Genomic DNA, 17,590 nt, shown 5'->3' on the forward strand with positions numbered 1-17,590 from the left:
GGTGAGCGAGTGCAGCCAACAAAGAGGCAACTTGAAAGATGACGGGTATATATGGGATTTTACTTCTAATAGAAGAACTTTTATCTTATCCCCACTTTGTTTATTCGTGAGTTGAAAATAGGTGATGGAATATCCCACCTAACCAATTCATAAATCTGTTTTTTCCAGCTTGATTTTGGGACAATTATGAGCAAAAGCACCGCTGAGATCCGTCAAGCGTTTCTCGACTTTTTTCATACTAAAGGGCATCAAGTCGTACCAAGTAGTTCTTTGGCGCCAAATAATGACCCAACACTGCTGTTTACCAACGCAGGGATGAACCAGTTTAAGGATGTCTTTCTTGGACAGGACAAAAGATCTTACTCCCGAGCAACAACTGCTCAGCGCTGTGTTCGTGCTGGTGGTAAACATAATGATTTAGAAAATGTAGGTTATACCGCACGCCATCATACTTTCTTTGAGATGCTGGGTAATTTTAGTTTTGGCGACTATTTCAAACATGATGCTATTAGTTATGCTTGGGAACTTCTGACGGGTAAAGATTGGTTTAATTTGCCTAAAGAAAAATTATGGGTGACTGTCTATCAGACAGATAATGAAGCCTATGATATCTGGAAGAATGAAGTCGGAATACCAGCAGAAAGAATTATCCGCATTGGTGATAATAAAGGTGCTCCTTATGCGTCGGATAACTTCTGGCAAATGGGTGATACTGGTCCTTGTGGCCCTTGCACCGAAATTTTTTATGATCATGGTGAGCATATCTGGGGTGGGCCGCCAGGAAGTCCAGAGGAAGATGGTGACAGATATATTGAAATCTGGAATATCGTCTTTATGCAGTTCAACCGTCATGTTGATGGCACGATGGAGCTGTTGCCAAAACCATCAGTAGATACTGGTATGGGGCTGGAGCGTATCGCTGCTGTATTGCAGCACGTCAATTCTAATTATGAGATCGATCTGTTCCGTGATTTGATTACAGTTGTTGCTAATGTCACCGGTGCGACAGATGATCTGAGTAATAAGTCTCTGCGGGTTATTGCTGATCACATTCGTTCATGTGCATTTTTGATTTGTGATGGTGTTGTTCCTTCTAATGAAAACCGTGGTTATGTTCTGCGTCGTATTATCCGCCGAGCTATCCGTCACGGAAACATGTTGGGGGCTAAAGAAACCTTCTTCTACAAACTGGTTGCGCCATTGCTAGAAGTGATGGGAGCTGCGGGGGAAGAACTTAAACGCCAGCAAGCAATTGTTGAGCAGATCTTGCAAACAGAAGAAGAGCAGTTTGCTCGTACTCTGGAACGTGGTCTTCAGTTATTAGACGATGAACTCGCAAAACTGTCCGGTGATATTCTGGATGGCGAAACGGCTTTCCGTTTGTATGATACCTATGGTTTTCCTGTGGATTTAACCGCTGATGTTTGCCGTGAGCGTAGTATTAGCGTTGATGAAGCGGGATTTGCAGTAGCAATGGAAAATCAGCGTCGTCGTGCTCGTGAATCAAGTGGTTTCGGTACTGATTATAATGAATTGATCAAAGTTGATGAACGCAGCGATTTCTCTGGTTACGATCATAACGAACAGCAGGCAACAGTAACTGCTATCTTCCGTAATGGTGAATCAGTGAATCAAATTCAAGCGGGTGAAGAAGCGATTGTTATCCTGGATAAGACCGCTTTTTATGCTGAATCCGGTGGACAAGTTGGTGACTCGGGTATTCTGAGTAATACCAATTGTGCTTTTTGTGTTATTGATACACAAAAATATGGTCAGGCTATTGGTCATATTGGTAAGCTTGAAAAAGGTACCTTAAGTGTAAACCATACCATCAATGCGGTTATTGATATTGAACGTCGTGATGCAATTCGTTTGAATCACTCAGCAACCCATCTGTTACATGCTGCATTACGTCAAATTTTGGGTGAGCACGTATCACAGAAAGGCTCTCTGGTTAACGATAAATACCTTCGCTTTGATTTTTCTCACTTTGAAGCGATGAAACCAGAACAGATCCGTCAGGTTGAGGATTTGGTTAATGCCGAAGTTCGTCAAAATTCACCTGTTGTTACTGAATTGATGGATCTAGAAACAGCAAAAGCCAAAGGTGCAATGGCACTGTTTGGTGAAAAATACGAAGAGCAAGTCCGTGTACTGTCAATGGGGGATTTCTCCACTGAATTATGTGGAGGGACTCACGCAAATCGTACCGGCGATATTGGCTTGTTCCGTATTATTGCTGAATCTGGAACGGCTGCGGGTATCCGTAGGATCGAAGCAATTACAGGTAAAAAAGCGTTGGAATCTGTACATCAACAGGTTGATTTACTTCAGGATATTGCTCAATTGGTGAAAAGTGATATTCATAGCCTGAGTGAAAAAGTGCGGGTGACGCTGGATAGAACCAAAGCGTTGGAAAAAGAGCTTCAACAGCTTAAAGATCAACAGGCTGCACAAGAGAGCTCTTCTTTAGCAAGCAAAGCGAAAGAAGTGAAGGGTGTGAAGTTGTTGGTCAGTCAGTTAAGCAATACAGAGCCTAAGATGTTGAGAACGATGGTTGATGATCTGAAAAATCAACTAGGTTCAGCAATTATTGTGCTTTCCACTATAAGTGATGATAAAGTCAGCTTAATTGTTGGGGTCACAAAGGATCTGACGGCTAAAATAAAAGCAGGTGAGTTAATTTCCTCTGTAGCTCAGCAAATCGGTGGTAAAGGCGGTGGTCGCCCTGATATGGCCCAAGCAGGTGGTTCTGATATTGAAGCGTTGCCTTCTGCTTTGGATAGTGTGGAAGAGTGGGTAGTATCGCGGCTATAAGCGGTATTACCTGAGTTTAGAGGGCGCCATAGAGTTGTTTTTATGGTGCCTTGAAATCTTGTTGTGAAATTGTTAAAAGGTTGAGCGCATATTTATTTATTTTGGCTAAACTATATAGATAGGAAATGCGCTTAAAATTGCTTATACTTTAAGCATATACTATTGTTTTACGTTTTCACGGTGTTTGATGGATAATAGCGGGGAAACCGAAAGACCCGACTCTTTTAAATTTTCAAGGAGCAAAGAATGCTTATTCTGACTCGTCGAGTTGGTGAAACGCTCATGATAGGCGATGAGGTAACAGTTACAGTACTAGGGGTTAAAGGTAACCAAGTTCGTATTGGTGTAAATGCCCCTAAAGAAGTTTCTGTTCACCGTGAAGAAATTTATCAGCGGATTCAGGCCGAAAAATCTCAGCCAACAACTTATTGACTCTAAGTTGGCGTCCTATCTCTGTTAGAACCGGGCGCCATTTTTGAGGGATTTCACCTCTGTTGGTACTTTTTGTCTTGCTAATTTCTTAAACTCTTGTCTATTTTCCCATCTTTTTTGTTTTTCTATCGTAAGAACAGAATGTTCCTATCATGTTATTGTGGCGAATAATGATTTGCATGCACTTTAATTGAAGGTGTAATAGTTTGCTGCTGATAAAGTACACTTTTTGGTGTCAAACCACACATCTTGTGTGTGAAGTGTTCAAACAAACACGGGTTTAGAAAAATTGTTTGACTTATAAATCTGGGAAAGTAATATGTGCGCCACGCAGTGACGAGGAGCTTAAATAAAAGTTCTGAGTCGCGATTCGAGAGAAAGCGTACGGTGAGATGGCCGAGAGGCTGAAGGCGCTCCCCTGCTAAGGGAGTATGCGGTCAAAAGCTGCATCGAGGGTTCGAATCCCTCTCTCACCGCCATTTAAACCACGCATCCATAGCTCAGCTGGATAGAGTACTCGGCTACGAACCGAGCGGTCGGAGGTTCGAATCCTTCTGGATGCGCCATATTTAACCTTGAGATGAAGTCATCTGAGGTACCATTTAGGTAATCGAAGCAACTACTGCCTTTTACCAGAGTGAAAAACTAAACACGCATCCATAGCTCAGCTGGATAGAGTACTCGGCTACGAACCGAGCGGTCGGAGGTTCGAATCCTTCTGGATGCGCCAATTTAACTTTGAGATGAAATCATCCAAGGTACCATTCAGGTAATCGAGGCAACTGCTATCTTTTACCAGAGTAAAAAACTGAACATGCATCCATAGCTCAGCTGGATAGAGTACTCGGCTACGAACCGAGCGGTCGGAGGTTCGAATCCTTCTGGATGCGCCATATCAAGCCCTGCTTAAACAGCAGGGCTTTTTCTTTTCTACCTGTGTTGCCGTAACCAACCTGCCCTCGGTATGACGCTGAAATATTTTTGCTTATCTATCTAATCAGCGACAATTTGGCTTGTTTAAGATAAAGTAAACCCTTATAAAAATTCTTCTAAAACACTACGGGAGGTCGAATTGATCCCGGACGTATCAAAGGCTCTATCATGGCTAGAGGCGCATCCGACAATTTTAAAGGGAATTCGTCGCGGTGTTGAACGTGAAACATTGCGTATTACTTCAGATGGTAGTTTAGCCATAACAGAACATCCTAAAACACTCGGTGCAGCGCTTACGCATAAATGGATTACTACTGACTTTGCTGAGTCATTGTTGGAATTCATAACACCAGTTGGTGATGATATAAAATATACGATTTCTTTTCTTGGCGATATTCATCGTCACACGGCGCGTATGCTGGACAAAGAAAAAATGTGGCCATTAAGTATGCCATGCTTTATTGATGCGGAAGAGAACATCACTTTGGCTCAATATGGTGCATCGAATGTTGGTCGCTATAAGACCTTATACCGTGAAGGTCTGAAAAATCGTTATGGCGCGTTGATGCAGACCATATCCGGGGTTCATTATAATTTTTCATTGCCAATTGAGTTTTGGCGTGCTTGGGCTGGTGTTGAAGATGCAGAGAATGGTAAGGAGCAGATCTCTAATGGTTATTTCCGCTTGATCCGTAACTATTATCGCTTTGGATGGGTGATCCCATATTTGTTTGGTGCTTCTCCGGCAATTTGTTCCTCGTTCTTACGTGGAAGAGAGACTTCTTTTCTTTTTGAACGGACAGAAGATGGAACTTGTTATCTGCCTTATGCGACTTCACTAAGAATGAGTAATTTGGGGTACACCAATAAATCACAGAGCGATCTGAATATTACGTTTAATAACCTACATACTTATATTGAAGGGCTGAAAAAAGCGATTCACAAGCCATCTGACGAGTTTGCTAAGTTGGGCACTAAGCAAGGTGATAAATATATTCAGCTCAATACCAACGTCTTACAGATTGAAAATGAGTTGTATGCGCCAATCCGACCTAAGCGTGTCACTAGAGGGAATGAATCGCCTTCTGATGCTTTGTTGCGTGGGGGAGTGGAATATATCGAAGTTCGTTCATTGGATATTAATCCATTTGCTGCGATTGGTGTCAATGAAACACAAATTCGTTTTCTTGACCTATTCTTAATATGGTGTGTGCTTGCCGAAGCGCCGGAAATGGGCAGTGATGAATTAGATTGTTGCCGTAAGAATTGGAATAGAGTGATCCTTGAAGGGCGTAAACCAGAGCAAATGATTGGCTTTGGTTGTGGAAGTGTGGAAGAACCGCTAGTAAAAGTTGGTAAAAAGTTATTTAGTGACTTGAAACGGGTTGCCGCAATATTGGATAGTTGTTCTGGCACACAGTATCAAAAGGTTTGCGAAGAATTAATTGCTATGTTTGATGATTCATCACTGACTTTATCGGCCCGTGTGCTGGAAAAAGTGAAGAGCCAGGGCATTGGTGGTTTTGGACTGGAACTAGCAGATGAATACCGCCAGCAATTGATCAATGAGAAATATGAGGTTATTAGCGACGAGCAGTTCGCTATAGAACGCAGGGCCTCCGTAGAGCGACAAGACGCATTGGAACGTGAGGATACGATGAGTTTTGATGAGTATCTAAAACAACAAACAGGATACTAGAAAAAATGGCCACAAGTAAAAGTGGCCAAATGGGATTTTCTAGAGAATAGGGATAATAATTATGCGTCTTTCATTCTTTACGACCGGTGGCAGATGAAAAGGTTTCATTTGCTTGAAGAAAAATCTGAATTTTTTGTGGAGATAAAGAAATGCCTTTACTGGATAGTTTTACTGTTGACCATACTCGTATGAATGCGCCAGCCGTAAGAGTTGCTAAGACTATGAAAACGCCTCATGGCGACACCATCACAGTTTTTGACTTACGTTTCTGTATACCCAATAAACAGGTTATGCCTGAAAAGGGTATTCATACACTTGAGCATTTGTTTGCTGGTTTTATGCGCAATCACCTCAATGGTGAGGGTGTTGAAATTATTGATATATCGCCAATGGGATGTCGAACAGGTTTTTATATGAGCTTGATTGGCGCCCCGGCAGAAATACGCGTTGCAGACGCATGGAAAGCGGCTATGGCTGATGTCTTGAAAGTGAAAGATCAGAGCCAGATCCCAGAACTAAATATTTATCAATGTGGTACTTATCACATGCATTCACTGACAGAAGCTCAGGATATTGCACGTCATATTCTTGATTCAGACGTCCTCGTTAATAAGAATGACGAGTTGGCATTGCCAGAGGAAAAACTGACCGAATTGAAAGTGTAGTTCCATAGCAGTGATAATATTTCGGGTTCCTGAGATGAAGTATACCCTATGGATTTCAAGATGCATCGCGGCAGCAAAGGAGCGAATCCCCGGGAGCATAGATAACTATGTGACCGGGGTGAGTGAGTGCAGCCAACAAAGAGGCAACTTGAAAGATGACGGGTATATTAACAGGAACTTGCCGTTGGAGGTTGGTGGTGCGCCTCCAGCGGCGTCAATTTTCCGCCTCGATTTAAATGGCTTGTGCTTTTTGCTCAGGAAATTGGCTAATGGGAGTGACTCGAACTTGTTTAATGACATTATCGTTGACTGAAAGTACTTCAAAATTATATTTGCCGATTTGCACTTGTACATTAAGTGCGGGTATTTCTCCTAATTCTTCAAGCACCATACCATTAACCGTTCGTGGCCCATCAACAGGCAATGCCCAGTTAAAGGCTTTATTTAATTCGCGGATATTGGCTGTCCCGTCAATCAAAATAGTCCCATCGCTTTGTGGTGAAACTTCTTCTGCCAGAGAAGGAGACATTGATGTTGTAAAATCACCGACAATCTCTTCGAGGATATCTTCAACAGTGACCAGACCTTGAATATCACCGTATTCATCAACGATGAGCCCGGCTTTCTCCTTATTACGTTGGAAATTTACTAACTGGATATTAAGTGGTGTGCTGACGGGGACATAATAGATTTTATCTGCTGCTTTTATCAGGTTTCTTTTGGTGAACTCTTTTTTTTCTGTCATCAGTCGGTAAGCTTCACGCACACGAAGCATGCCAATGGCATCATCAAGTGAATCACGGTAAAGCACGATCCGGCCATGAGGTGAATGAGTTAATTGCCGTATGATGGATTTCCAGTCATGATTAATATCAATGCCAATAATTTCATTACGGGGAACCATAATGTCGCCGATTGTGACTTTTTCCAGATCTAAAATTGAAGTCAGCATAGCCTGATTTTGCTGTGATAGCTTGGCATTTGATTCATTCACAATAGTGCGAAGTTCATCTTTACTCATTGCGTGACTAGAGCCAGTAGGTTGTTTGATACCAAGGCAACGCATTAACAATAAAGTAATTTTATTTAGCACCCAGACCAACGGCAGCATGATTTTCTGTAACGGGCGGAGCAAAAAACTACTCGGAAAAGCGACTCTTTCAGGATAGAGGGCGGCTATCGTTTTTGGCATAACTTCAGAAAATATCAGTACGATAAACGTCAGAATACCGGTTGCAATAGCGACTCCGGCATCACCGTAAAGACGCATACCAATGATAGTAGCGAGTGCTGAAGCAAGAATATTAACCAGATTATTGCCGATAAGAATCAGACTGATGAGCTGCTCAGGATGACGAAGTAATGCTTCAACTCTGCGGGCAGAGTGGTTCCCTTGCTTTGCCAGATGACGTAAGCGATAACGATTCATTGTCATCATACCTGTCTCGGAGGCGGAGAAATAAGCTGAGACAATGACCATGATGATTAAAATAATCAGTAATGTGCTTGTTGAGACATGCTCCAAAGCAGAATTCCTTCCAAGTATTGATTGAACATAATACTCCTAGTAAATCATGATTTCCTGCAATAATCGATTACCGAAATAGGCGAGTGTCAGGGTAAATGCGCCGATCAGGTTAAACCAGATAACGCGTTTACCGCGCCATCCATCATGGTAGTGACCCCATAATAAAACAATGTAAACAAACCATGCGATAATAGACAAAATTGCTTTATGGATGTTTTCGCTACTGAAAATATTATCCATGTAGAGGATGCCAGTGCAGAGTGTCAACGTTAGCAATATTACGCCAAGCTGAGTGATATGAAACATTTTGCGTTCAATGAACATTAATGGGGGCATATCTGGCGTAAAAGTGAGTTTTTTATTTTTAAGCTGATGATCCAACCACCCAAGCTGTAATGCATATAATGCAGCGATAAGTAAAGTCGCATAACCAAGAAGCGCCAACCCAATATGGATAGATAATTCAAAGCTGGCCTCTAGATGGGTAATGAATTCACCTGGCATAAGACTCGCTAAAACCAAATTTATCATGGAAAAACTGTAAACAATGGGTAGCAGGAACCAAGCACGGCCGTGAGAAGCGACAATTGTCATTATGATACAAGTAAGTAAACTGACGATAGAACCTAGGTTTAGGAGGGTGAGGTTTTGCCCGCTGCTGACGTGGAATATCTGGTGTTTAAGTGCAATAGCATGACAAATTAAAGCGACAATCGCGGAAAGTAATGCCAGTCTGCGGTATCCTTTCGGTTTCCGCAGCAAGCCGGGAATAATCAGTACCAGGCTGAATAAATAAGCGAATGAAGAAATTATAGAAAATACTGGCATAGCATTAGTCGTTTTAGCGATAGTTTTAGGTTGAATTAAAGCTTAAGTATACCGCCAGCAAGGATAGCCTCCAACCGTTGTTAATCATCGGTGTGAATCTCTGTGCAGAGATCCCTTTCCATCGTGTTATAATTTGCGGAATATGCCTTACAGGTAGCCCATTTTTAAAAATTGAGCAGAGACAATGTTTGATAATTTAACCGACAGACTATCGCGCACATTGCGCAATATCAGTGGCCGTGGGCGACTGACCGAAGATAACATTAAAGAGACACTGCGCGAAGTTCGCATGGCTTTACTTGAAGCTGACGTCGCATTGCCTGTAGTGCGTGATTTTATTTCATGTGTTAAAGAGAGCGCGGTAGGCCACGAGGTTAATAAAAGCCTGACTCCCGGCCAAGAGTTTGTCAAAATTGTTCAGAATGAACTCGTTAAGGCGATGGGGGAAGTTAACAGTGAACTGAATCTTTCTACTCAGCCGCCTGCTGTCGTATTAATGGCGGGTCTACAAGGTGCAGGTAAAACGACTAGCGTTGCCAAGCTAGGTAGCTTTCTGAAAGGAAAACAGAAGAAAAAAGTTTTGGTGGTATCTGCTGACGTCTATCGTCCAGCGGCTATCAAACAGCTTGAAACCTTGGCGCAGGCAGTTGGTATTGATTTCTACCCTTCTGATGCTCAGGAAAAACCCGTTGATATCGTGACTCAAGCGGTACAGCACGCCAGATTGAAATTCTATGATGTGCTTTTGGTGGATACTGCGGGTCGTCTACATGTTGACGAAGCAATGATGGATGAAATCAAACAGGTTCATAAAGCCATCAATCCAGTAGAAACCCTATTTGTTGTCGATGCAATGACGGGGCAGGATGCGGCTAATACCGCGAAAGCTTTCAATGAAGCATTGCCACTGACCGGTGTAGTGTTAACGAAAGTCGATGGTGATGCCCGTGGCGGTGCTGCGCTATCTATTCGTCATATTACTGGTAAGCCGATTAAATTCTTGGGTGTTGGTGAAAAAACGGATGCGTTGGAGCCATTCTATCCGGATCGTATTGCCTCTCGAATCCTTGGAATGGGCGATGTTCTCTCCCTGATTGAAGAGATTGAAAGTAAAGTCGATCGCACCCAGGCTGAAAAGCTGGCTTCTAAACTAAAGAAAGGTGACGGCTTCGATTTAAATGATTTTCTAGATCAGTTAAAGCAGATGCGTAACATGGGGGGAATGGCCAGCATGTTAAGCAAAATGCCGGGGATGTCTCAAGTGCCAGATGCAGTGAAATCCCAGATGGATGATAAAATTCTGGTGAAAATGGAAGCTATTATCAATTCTATGACGCGTAAAGAGCGACAAAAACCAGAAATAATCAAAGGTTCTCGTAAACGTCGTATTGCTAATGGTTCTGGCACTCAGGTTCAAGATGTTAACCGTTTGCTTAAACAATTCGACGAAATGCAGCGCATGATGAAAAAGATGAAGAAAGGCGGCTTGGCAAAAATGATGCGTGGTATGAAAGGCATGATGCCACCCGGATTTATGGGCCGTTAATCGATAAAGTCTCGAAGAATATCCACTTTGGATTGCTTTTTGCGCCAAAGTGAGTAAACTTTTCGGGCTTTTTATCTGATAACCGGACTTCGTTCCTCGATGAAGTCTGGTTGTTTTGTTAACTAATGAGGATGTTATGGTAACAATTCGTTTAGCTCGTGGCGGCGCCAAAAAGCGTCCGTTTTACCAAGTAGTCGTGACCGATAGCCGCAGCCCGCGTGATGGTCGCTTTATCGAGCGCGTTGGCTTCTTCAACCCTATTGCAACAGGGAAAGCAGAAGTATTGCGTTTAGATCTGGACCGTATTGAACATTGGATTGGTCTGGGTGCAACTGTGTCTGATCGTGTTTCTACACTGATCAAAGACGCCAAAAAAGCAGCTTAATCTGTCGCGGTGGTAACTATGAGCAAGCAAACCTGTTTTGAACCGCCTGTAAACCCAATTGTATTGGGAAAATTAGGTTCAACTTATGGTATTCGTGGTTGGCTCAGAGTTTTTTCTTCCACCGAACATGCCGAAGACATTTTTGAGTATCAACCGTGGTTTATTCAACGGGCAGGCCGGTGGCAACACATCGAACTAGAAACCTGGAAACACCACAATCAGGATATGATCATCAAAATTAAAGGTATTGATGATCTGGATGCTGCGAATTTACTGACTAATTGCGAAATTATTGTAGATTCAGAACAACTGCCAGAGCTGGATACGGGTGATTACTACTGGAAAGACTTAATAGGCTGCCAGGTAATCAGCACAGCAGGTTATAACTTGGGGACTGTCAATGACATGATGGAAACCGGTTCTAACGACGTAATGGTAATTAAAGCAAACCTGAAAGATGCATTCGGTATCAAGGAACGGCTAATTCCGTTTCTTGATGGGCAGGTTATCAAGAAAGTCGATCTCGCTACTAAAACCATTGAAGTAGATTGGGATCCTGGTTTTTAAACTCCGGTTATAAGCGGTTGAAATGAGTGGGACGCGATAATGTGGATTGGGGTTATTAGCCTGTTTCCTGAAATGTTCCGCGCAATAACCGATTATGGGGTAACTGGCCGGGCAGTGAAAAATGGCCTGTTAAGTATTGAATGCTGGAATCCACGGGATTTTACCTATGACCGGCATCGTACCGTTGACGATCGACCTTATGGCGGTGGTCCAGGCATGTTGATGATGGTTCAGCCTTTACGGGAAGCCATTCATGCAGCAAAAACTGCGGCAGGCGAAGGTGCAAAAGTGATTTATCTTTCACCTCAGGGACGCAAACTCAACCAACAAGGGGTTTGTGAGCTGGCAACAAATGAAAAACTGATTTTGATTTGTGGCCGCTATGAAGGGATAGATGAGCGGGTGATCCAAACCGAGATTGACGAAGAATGGTCTATCGGTGATTACGTACTCAGCGGTGGTGAAATCCCTGCAATGACGATGATTGACTCAGTTTCTCGGTTCATTCCGGGCGTTCTGGGGCATCAGGCATCAGCGGAGGAGGACTCTTTTGCTGATGGATTGCTGGATTGTCCGCACTATACTCGCCCGGAGGTATTAGATGGTATGGAAGTTCCACCAGTGTTGCTGTCTGGAAATCATGCTGAAATTAATCGCTGGCGGATGAAACAATCGCTTGGCCGGACCTGGCTTAGAAGACCTGAACTTCTGGAAAACCTAGCTCTGACTGACGAGCAAAGGATATTGCTAACAGAGTTCCAACGGGAACATCTAACTGAAGCAACTAATTAATCCAGACATATCCCCGAAGGGAATGTCTCTGATATATCAGTTTACCTAGGGTAAGAGAATTATTATGAGCAACATTATTAAACAACTTGAACAAGAGCAGATGAAGCAAGACGTACCTTCATTCCGTCCGGGTGACACCGTGGAAGTTAAGGTATGGGTCGTAGAAGGTGCTAAGAAACGTCTGCAGGCATTCGAGGGCGTGGTTATCGCTATCCGTAACCGCGGTCTGCACTCTGCATTCACTGTTCGCAAAGTTTCTAACGGCGAAGGTGTTGAGCGTGTATTCCAGACTCACTCCCCAGTCGTAGACAGCATTAGCGTTAAACGTCGTGGTGCTGTTCGTAGAGCTAAATTGTACTATCTGCGTGAGCGTTCTGGTAAAGCTGCTCGTATTAAAGAGCGTCTGAACAGTAAATAATACGCTTTCGTTACATCCGAAAGTTATCGTTAAAGAGGTCAGCAATTGCTGGCCTCTTTTTTTTATTCTCAACTTAAAACCGCGTCTTGTGGGCGTGGTCATCAATTTGGTTTTGGCTCTGCCTTATTGTAATGAAGAAACAGGCTGAATATGGGCGGGTTTTTAGAAGATCTTTGATTACGTCCCTCCGAGGTGAAATCAATGCCCCTTTGATGTTAAGGAGGATTTTTACTCATCGATAAATTATTCGACAATATATTATTATCAGATCGTAATAATCTTAAAGACAATTATTTTGAGAGTTTTAGAATAATTTTAAACATGATTAACTAACTATAAGGATTTGCTTTGAAAACTTTTCAAATACATAACAAAACGATGGCTTACCGGGATGAAGGTGAAGGTTTCCCGTTATTACTCGGGCATAGCTATTTGTTTGATTCTACTATGTGGGAGCCTCAGATCGAGGCCTTAAGTAAAAAATACCGGGTGATTGCTCCTGATCTCTGGGGGCATGGAAACTCGGGAGAGCTACCGGAACAACATAGCACTTTGGCTGATTTAGCTCGGGATTACCTGGCGTTGATGGATCAACTTGGTATTAAAGAATTCGCTATCATTGGTTTATCTGCTGGTGGTATGTGGGGAATTGAGTTGGTGGCTATGGCGCCGGACAGAGTTAAGGCACTGGTTTTGATGGATACCTTTGTCGGATTAGAACCTGAAGTGACTCATACAAAATACTTTGCCATGTTGGATGCGATAGAGCAGGTTGGTGTAATTCCTCAATCTATTTTGCAACAGCAGATAGTGCCAGCCTTCTTTAGCCAGCAACCGGCTCAGTATTTGGTTGATGAATTAACTCAGCGTCTGGCAGCCATTCCTGCGGAAATATTGCGTAATAGTATTGTTCCGTTAGGTAGAATAATATTTGGGCGTGAAGATAGAATTCATTTGTTGGAAAAACTGGATATTCCCTCGCTTGTTATGACTGGTGAACAAGATACGCCTCGCCCGCCTCTGGAGGGTTATTTGATGGCTGAAATATTGCACTGTGATCATATTATCATCCAGGATGCAGGGCATATTTCCACATTGGAGCAACCCTATAAAGTTAATCAGGAATTAATTGCTTTTTTACAGCAAGCTTTGTAACAGATATTTTAATAAAGAGGCCGGATTTTCCGGCCTCAGACTGCTGATATTAGTGTATTGAATTTAAAAGAGTGATCTGGTGGCACAGATTCTTTTCATAACAAGTGCTAAGTAATACGCATCCAATTATTCTATAGCGGACTGTAGTCATATTATTATTTCTCTTACTACCTATCCCAATAGGGCTATTTTATTTGCCGTTCTTTGCCATAAAGAGCGAACCTGGGCAGTGCTCAGATAAAAGCGTTAGCTTTTGAACGCACTTTAGTGCGGCCCGAAGGGCGAGCGAAGCGAGTCATCCTCACGTACTACGTGTACGCTCCGGTTTTTCCGCGCTGTCCGTGTTCACTGTTCATTGATAAGAACGGCCTGCAACAATTACGCCTATTGGGATAGGATCTTAATAAATTAATGAAAAAGCGAGTTGGGCATAGCTTAATATTTTATGGGTGCTATTTGGTAACTTTATATGAAATATAAACTGTGATTATTGATATTATCTGTTTTTAATAATAAAAATAAAGTAAATATATTTTTAACCTAATGATTTTAAATGGAAAAATAAAAGATTAACAATCATAAAATATTGACTCAAATATTGCACTCTTGTGTTTTGATATTAATCTTATTTTAAGATAATTATTTCTATATGAAATAATTCAGTTCTAGAATAGATTTATCACTGAATTGACGCCTTTTTTATTTTCTGTAAATAATAGTTTACAGTGTTTTGAGTTTGTTTACACTTTTGGATTGTATTCTTTACGACGCGTGATATGTTATTAGTCAAATGCATAAAAACAAATAAGTACAGAATGATAATTTGAGGAGAAAATCGACATGTTCATGCAAAGAGATGCACTTAATAACGTTCACATCAGTGGTGAGCAAATCCTTATCACTCCAAAAGAATTAAAGCAACAATACCCACTGAGTGATGATGATCTGCATGTTATTGCAAATGCACGTAAAACAATTGCGGATATTATTCAGCGCCGTGATCCCCGTTTGCTGGTAGTATGTGGTCCTTGCTCTATTCATGACGTGGATGCGGCTCTGGATTATGCTCACCGTTTGGCCGCTCTTTCTGCTGAATTGAGTGATAGCTTGTACATTGTCATGCGTGTCTATTTTGAAAAGCCTCGTACAACAGTGGGTTGGAAAGGTCTTATTAATGATCCATACATGGATGGTTCATTTGATGTGGAAGCTGGCCTGCATATTGCTCGCCGTTTACTACTTAGTTTAGTTAAAATGGGATTGCCTCTTGCAACAGAAGCTTTAGATCCGAATAGTCCACAATATTTGGGGGATTTATTCAGTTGGTCTGCAATTGGCGCGAGAACCACAGAATCTCAGACACACCGGGAAATGGCTTCAGGTTTATCTATGCCTGTTGGTTTCAAAAATGGGACTGATGGTAGCTTGAACACTGCAATTAATGCGATGTGTGCAGCCGCTATGCCACACCGTTTTGTGGGAATAAATCAGTCGGGGCAGGTGTGTTTATTACAAACGCAAGGAAACCCCAATGGGCATATTATCTTGCGTGGTGGTAAAACCCCTAATTACAGCGCCCAACATGTAATGGAATGTGAACAGCAAATGATGCAGTCTGGATTATTACCGTCCTTGATGATTGATTGTAGTCATGGTAACTCTAATAAGGATTTTCGTCGCCAAAGTTTGGTTGTGGATTCTGTTGTGGAGCAGATCATTTTAGGGAATCGATCTATTACTGGCATTATGTTGGAAAGCAACATTAATGAGGGTAACCAATCTTCTGAACAATCGCGTAGTGAAATGAAATATGGTGTATCAGTGACTGACGCGTGTATTAGTTGGCAGACGACAGAAGCAATTCTAAGAAAATTACATCAGCAAATTAGCATGCAATTGTCGCAAAGAATGGCAGTATTGAAAAAAGCGGGATAATAAATATGGCGGCTAAATTATCTCAATTGAGGGATAAGATTGATGAAGTGGATAAAGCTTTGCTGGGCTTGCTGGCAAAGCGTCTGGAATTGGTTGCAGAGATTGGTGAGGTAAAAAGTCAGAATGGGTTGTCAATTTATGCGCCTGACAGAGAAATGGCGATGCTTGCTTCACGTCGGCAGGAGGCTGAAGAGTTTGATGTTCCACCGGATTTAATTGAAGATATTCTGCGCCGTATTATGCGGGAGTCCTACACCAGTGAAAATAACAAAGGGTTTAAAACACTTTGCCCTCAATTGGGGCCGATAGTCATTGTTGGTGGCTTGGGCAAAATGGGGAAACTATTTGGCCGTTTGTTAACTTTGTCTGGTTATGAAGTCAGAAATCTGGAACCGCAAGATTGGCCTAACGCGGAACAAATTCTGGCGGGAGTGGGTATGGTGATTATCAGTGTACCGATTCATTTGACAGAAGAAGTTATTCGCCGTTTACCGCCATTACCTGACCATTGCATTTTGGTGGACTTGGCGTCCGTAAAACAGCAGCCATTACAAGCTATGCTTGATGTGCATAAAGGTCCAGTGTTGGGATTACATCCTATGTTTGGGCCGGATGTTGGTAGTTTGGTAAAACAAGTTGTTGTTTACTGTGACGGACGTCAAGAGGAAGCTTATCAATGGTTTTTAGAACAGTTGTTGATTTGGGGGGCTTGCTTGCATCAGATGAGTCCTGAACAGCATGATAAAAACATGAGCTTTATTCAGGCGTTGCGCCATTTCACGACATTTGCTTATGGGCAACATCTCGCACAGGAAAGTGCGGATTTACAACAACTGTTATCAATATCTTCACCTATTTACCGTTTGGAACTGATCATGGTCGGGCGCTTATTTGCACAAGATCCTCAGCTCTACGCGGATATTATTATGTCATCACCAGAGAATATTGATCTTATACGCCGTTATCATCAAAGTTTTGGGCAAGCGCTAGAGATATTGGAAAACCAAGACAAACGGGCTTTTGTCAGCAGTTTTGAAGATGTTAGTGCATGGTTTGGTGATTATGCACCTCATTTTATGAGAGAGAGCAGGGTATTGCTTCAACAAGCGAATGATAGTCGCCAATAACTATACCTTATGGATTTCAAGATGGATCGCGACGGCAAGGGAGCGAATCCCCGGGAGCATAGGTAACTATGTGACCGGGGTGAGCGAGTGCAGCCAACAAAGAGGCAACTTGAAAGATAACAGGTATAAAAAGAACCGGATATGACAATACCCGATTCAATTTGCTGACAAGTTTAATTGTATTAATGAGGGTGAAAGGCTTTGCAGATTAATCACATTAAAGACATAAAATAGAGGAATAGTTTAACTTAAACCGTAGAAAACAATGCTATTGGACGGATTAAAATCGTGTAAAGCAAGTTTAAACTGGCGTATTTAAGGTATCTCAGCTTTACATGGTAAATGTGCAATATAATAACGTCGAAAGTAACTGAGTTATTATTTGGTTAAGTTATTTATTTGCAGGTTTTGTTACGCCGATTTTTTATCATTGGATTATTTAACTGGTTTAGGAAAAGGTTATTCTCCGGTTGAAAACGTTATTAAAGACGGTTTCTTTTTGGAGGTGTATTTTCTGGTAAACGGATAAACCTATTCATATTTTTATTTATCTTTTTTTCCGGTGTGCGTAAGCGTTAACAAAACCGATTTTTATTTCTTATTTTTCACTGATAGTTTTATGATGGGCAGTTTTTAAGTTGTTATTAAAAGTCATGGTTTAGCTTTTGGGTTTAATCGGTATAAGGTTTTAACCGTGTGTTTTTACCCTTTTTCACACCTGTTTTTTTATTGAGTTTAATCATCATGGTATGTCGGTGTTTTA

The 17,590-nt window shown here is 42.0% G+C and carries 14 protein-coding genes and 4 tRNA genes; 16 read left to right on the forward strand and 2 right to left on the reverse strand.

Going from position 1 to position 17,590, the window contains the following annotated elements; all coding sequences use genetic code 11:
* Window positions 1–186 precede the first annotated feature (186 nt).
* The 8 genes from alaS (at window position 187) to luxS (ending at window position 6,546) form a co-directional block, all read left to right on the forward strand.
* Complete coding sequence (gene alaS, locus ACGF5R_RS18945; RefSeq protein ID WP_387692207.1) at window positions 187–2,817, forward strand: alanine--tRNA ligase; 2,631 nt, start codon at window positions 187–189, stop codon at window positions 2,815–2,817.
* Between the two features lie 246 nt (window positions 2,818–3,063).
* Window positions 3,064–3,249, forward strand: coding sequence for a carbon storage regulator CsrA (gene csrA, locus ACGF5R_RS18950; RefSeq protein WP_002209449.1), 186 nt, complete (start codon window positions 3,064–3,066; stop codon window positions 3,247–3,249).
* A 386-nt stretch (window positions 3,250–3,635) separates the two neighbouring features.
* A tRNA-Ser gene (locus tag ACGF5R_RS18955) sits at window positions 3,636–3,728 on the forward strand.
* Window positions 3,729–3,738: 10 nt separating this feature from the next.
* Window positions 3,739–3,815, forward strand: a tRNA-Arg gene (locus ACGF5R_RS18960).
* Between the two features lie 87 nt (window positions 3,816–3,902).
* A tRNA-Arg gene (locus ACGF5R_RS18965) sits at window positions 3,903–3,979 on the forward strand.
* A gap of 86 nt (window positions 3,980–4,065) precedes the next feature.
* Window positions 4,066–4,142: transfer RNA gene (locus ACGF5R_RS18970), tRNA-Arg, on the forward strand.
* Between the two features lie 179 nt (window positions 4,143–4,321).
* Window positions 4,322–5,881: a glutamate--cysteine ligase gene (gene gshA / locus ACGF5R_RS18975; protein WP_387692209.1), complete on the forward strand. Its 1,560-nt coding sequence runs from the start codon at window positions 4,322–4,324 to the stop codon at window positions 5,879–5,881.
* Between the two features lie 149 nt (window positions 5,882–6,030).
* Window positions 6,031–6,546, forward strand: coding sequence for an S-ribosylhomocysteine lyase (gene luxS, locus ACGF5R_RS18980; protein ID WP_036814109.1), 516 nt, complete (start codon window positions 6,031–6,033; stop codon window positions 6,544–6,546).
* Window positions 6,547–6,778: 232 nt separating this feature from the next.
* Here the strand turns inward: luxS and ACGF5R_RS18985 are convergent, their stop codons facing one another.
* On the reverse strand, window positions 6,779–8,071 hold the full coding sequence (locus ACGF5R_RS18985; protein ID WP_146747470.1) for an HlyC/CorC family transporter: 1,293 nt from the start codon (window positions 8,069–8,071) through the stop codon (window positions 6,779–6,781).
* 39 nt (window positions 8,072–8,110) lie between these two features.
* Window positions 8,111–8,902, reverse strand: coding sequence for an inner membrane protein YpjD (locus tag ACGF5R_RS18990; RefSeq protein WP_112878360.1), 792 nt, complete (start codon window positions 8,900–8,902; stop codon window positions 8,111–8,113).
* A gap of 184 nt (window positions 8,903–9,086) precedes the next feature.
* Here ACGF5R_RS18990 and ffh point away from each other — a divergent pair, with 184 nt between their 5' ends.
* The 8 genes from ffh (at window position 9,087) to tyrA (ending at window position 16,827) form a co-directional block, all read left to right on the forward strand.
* Window positions 9,087–10,448, forward strand: a complete 1,362-nt coding sequence (gene ffh, locus ACGF5R_RS18995; protein ID WP_112878361.1) for a signal recognition particle protein — start codon at window positions 9,087–9,089, stop codon at window positions 10,446–10,448.
* A gap of 136 nt (window positions 10,449–10,584) precedes the next feature.
* Window positions 10,585–10,833 (forward strand): 30S ribosomal protein S16, encoded by a 249-nt coding sequence (rpsP, locus tag ACGF5R_RS19000; RefSeq protein WP_015835325.1) that lies wholly within the window; start codon window positions 10,585–10,587, stop codon window positions 10,831–10,833.
* A gap of 18 nt (window positions 10,834–10,851) precedes the next feature.
* Window positions 10,852–11,400: a ribosome maturation factor RimM gene (gene rimM, locus ACGF5R_RS19005; protein ID WP_112878362.1), complete on the forward strand. Its 549-nt coding sequence runs from the start codon at window positions 10,852–10,854 to the stop codon at window positions 11,398–11,400.
* Window positions 11,401–11,439: 39 nt separating this feature from the next.
* Complete coding sequence (gene trmD / locus ACGF5R_RS19010) at window positions 11,440–12,192, forward strand: tRNA (guanosine(37)-N1)-methyltransferase TrmD (RefSeq protein ID WP_011145583.1); 753 nt, start codon at window positions 11,440–11,442, stop codon at window positions 12,190–12,192.
* 64 nt (window positions 12,193–12,256) lie between these two features.
* Window positions 12,257–12,610, forward strand: coding sequence for a 50S ribosomal protein L19 (rplS, locus tag ACGF5R_RS19015; protein WP_112878363.1), 354 nt, complete (start codon window positions 12,257–12,259; stop codon window positions 12,608–12,610).
* 348 nt (window positions 12,611–12,958) lie between these two features.
* Window positions 12,959–13,765, forward strand: coding sequence for an alpha/beta fold hydrolase (locus ACGF5R_RS19020; RefSeq protein WP_112878364.1), 807 nt, complete (start codon window positions 12,959–12,961; stop codon window positions 13,763–13,765).
* An 840-nt stretch (window positions 13,766–14,605) separates the two neighbouring features.
* Complete coding sequence (locus ACGF5R_RS19025) at window positions 14,606–15,700, forward strand: 3-deoxy-7-phosphoheptulonate synthase (RefSeq protein WP_387692211.1); 1,095 nt, start codon at window positions 14,606–14,608, stop codon at window positions 15,698–15,700.
* 5 nt (window positions 15,701–15,705) lie between these two features.
* Entirely contained in the window at window positions 15,706–16,827 is a 1,122-nt protein-coding gene (tyrA, locus tag ACGF5R_RS19030) for a bifunctional chorismate mutase/prephenate dehydrogenase (protein WP_387692213.1), read from the forward strand.
* Window positions 16,828–17,590: the final 763 nt, after the last annotated feature.

Source organism: Photorhabdus sp. RM71S, assembly GCF_042879355.1.
Lineage (GTDB): Bacteria > Pseudomonadota > Gammaproteobacteria > Enterobacterales > Enterobacteriaceae > Photorhabdus > Photorhabdus kayaii.

Excerpts from the sequence above, each read along its gene's own strand:
- ACGF5R_RS18990 (WP_112878360.1), bottom strand. The coding sequence starts at position 8,902 with ATGCCAGTATTTTCTATAATTTCTTCATTCGCTTATTTATTCAGCCTG.
- rimM (WP_112878362.1), top strand. The coding sequence starts at position 10,852 with ATGAGCAAGCAAACCTGTTTTGAACCGCCTGTAAACCCAATTGTATTG.
- rplS (WP_112878363.1), top strand. The coding sequence starts at position 12,257 with ATGAGCAACATTATTAAACAACTTGAACAAGAGCAGATGAAGCAAGAC.
- trmD (WP_011145583.1), top strand. The coding sequence starts at position 11,440 with ATGTGGATTGGGGTTATTAGCCTGTTTCCTGAAATGTTCCGCGCAATA.
- alaS (WP_387692207.1), top strand. The coding sequence starts at position 187 with ATGAGCAAAAGCACCGCTGAGATCCGTCAAGCGTTTCTCGACTTTTTT.
- rpsP (WP_015835325.1), top strand. The coding sequence starts at position 10,585 with ATGGTAACAATTCGTTTAGCTCGTGGCGGCGCCAAAAAGCGTCCGTTT.
- csrA (WP_002209449.1), top strand. The coding sequence starts at position 3,064 with ATGCTTATTCTGACTCGTCGAGTTGGTGAAACGCTCATGATAGGCGAT.
- ffh (WP_112878361.1), top strand. The coding sequence starts at position 9,087 with ATGTTTGATAATTTAACCGACAGACTATCGCGCACATTGCGCAATATC.
- ACGF5R_RS19025 (WP_387692211.1), top strand. The coding sequence starts at position 14,606 with ATGTTCATGCAAAGAGATGCACTTAATAACGTTCACATCAGTGGTGAG.
- luxS (WP_036814109.1), top strand. The coding sequence starts at position 6,031 with ATGCCTTTACTGGATAGTTTTACTGTTGACCATACTCGTATGAATGCG.
- tyrA (WP_387692213.1), top strand. The coding sequence starts at position 15,706 with ATGGCGGCTAAATTATCTCAATTGAGGGATAAGATTGATGAAGTGGAT.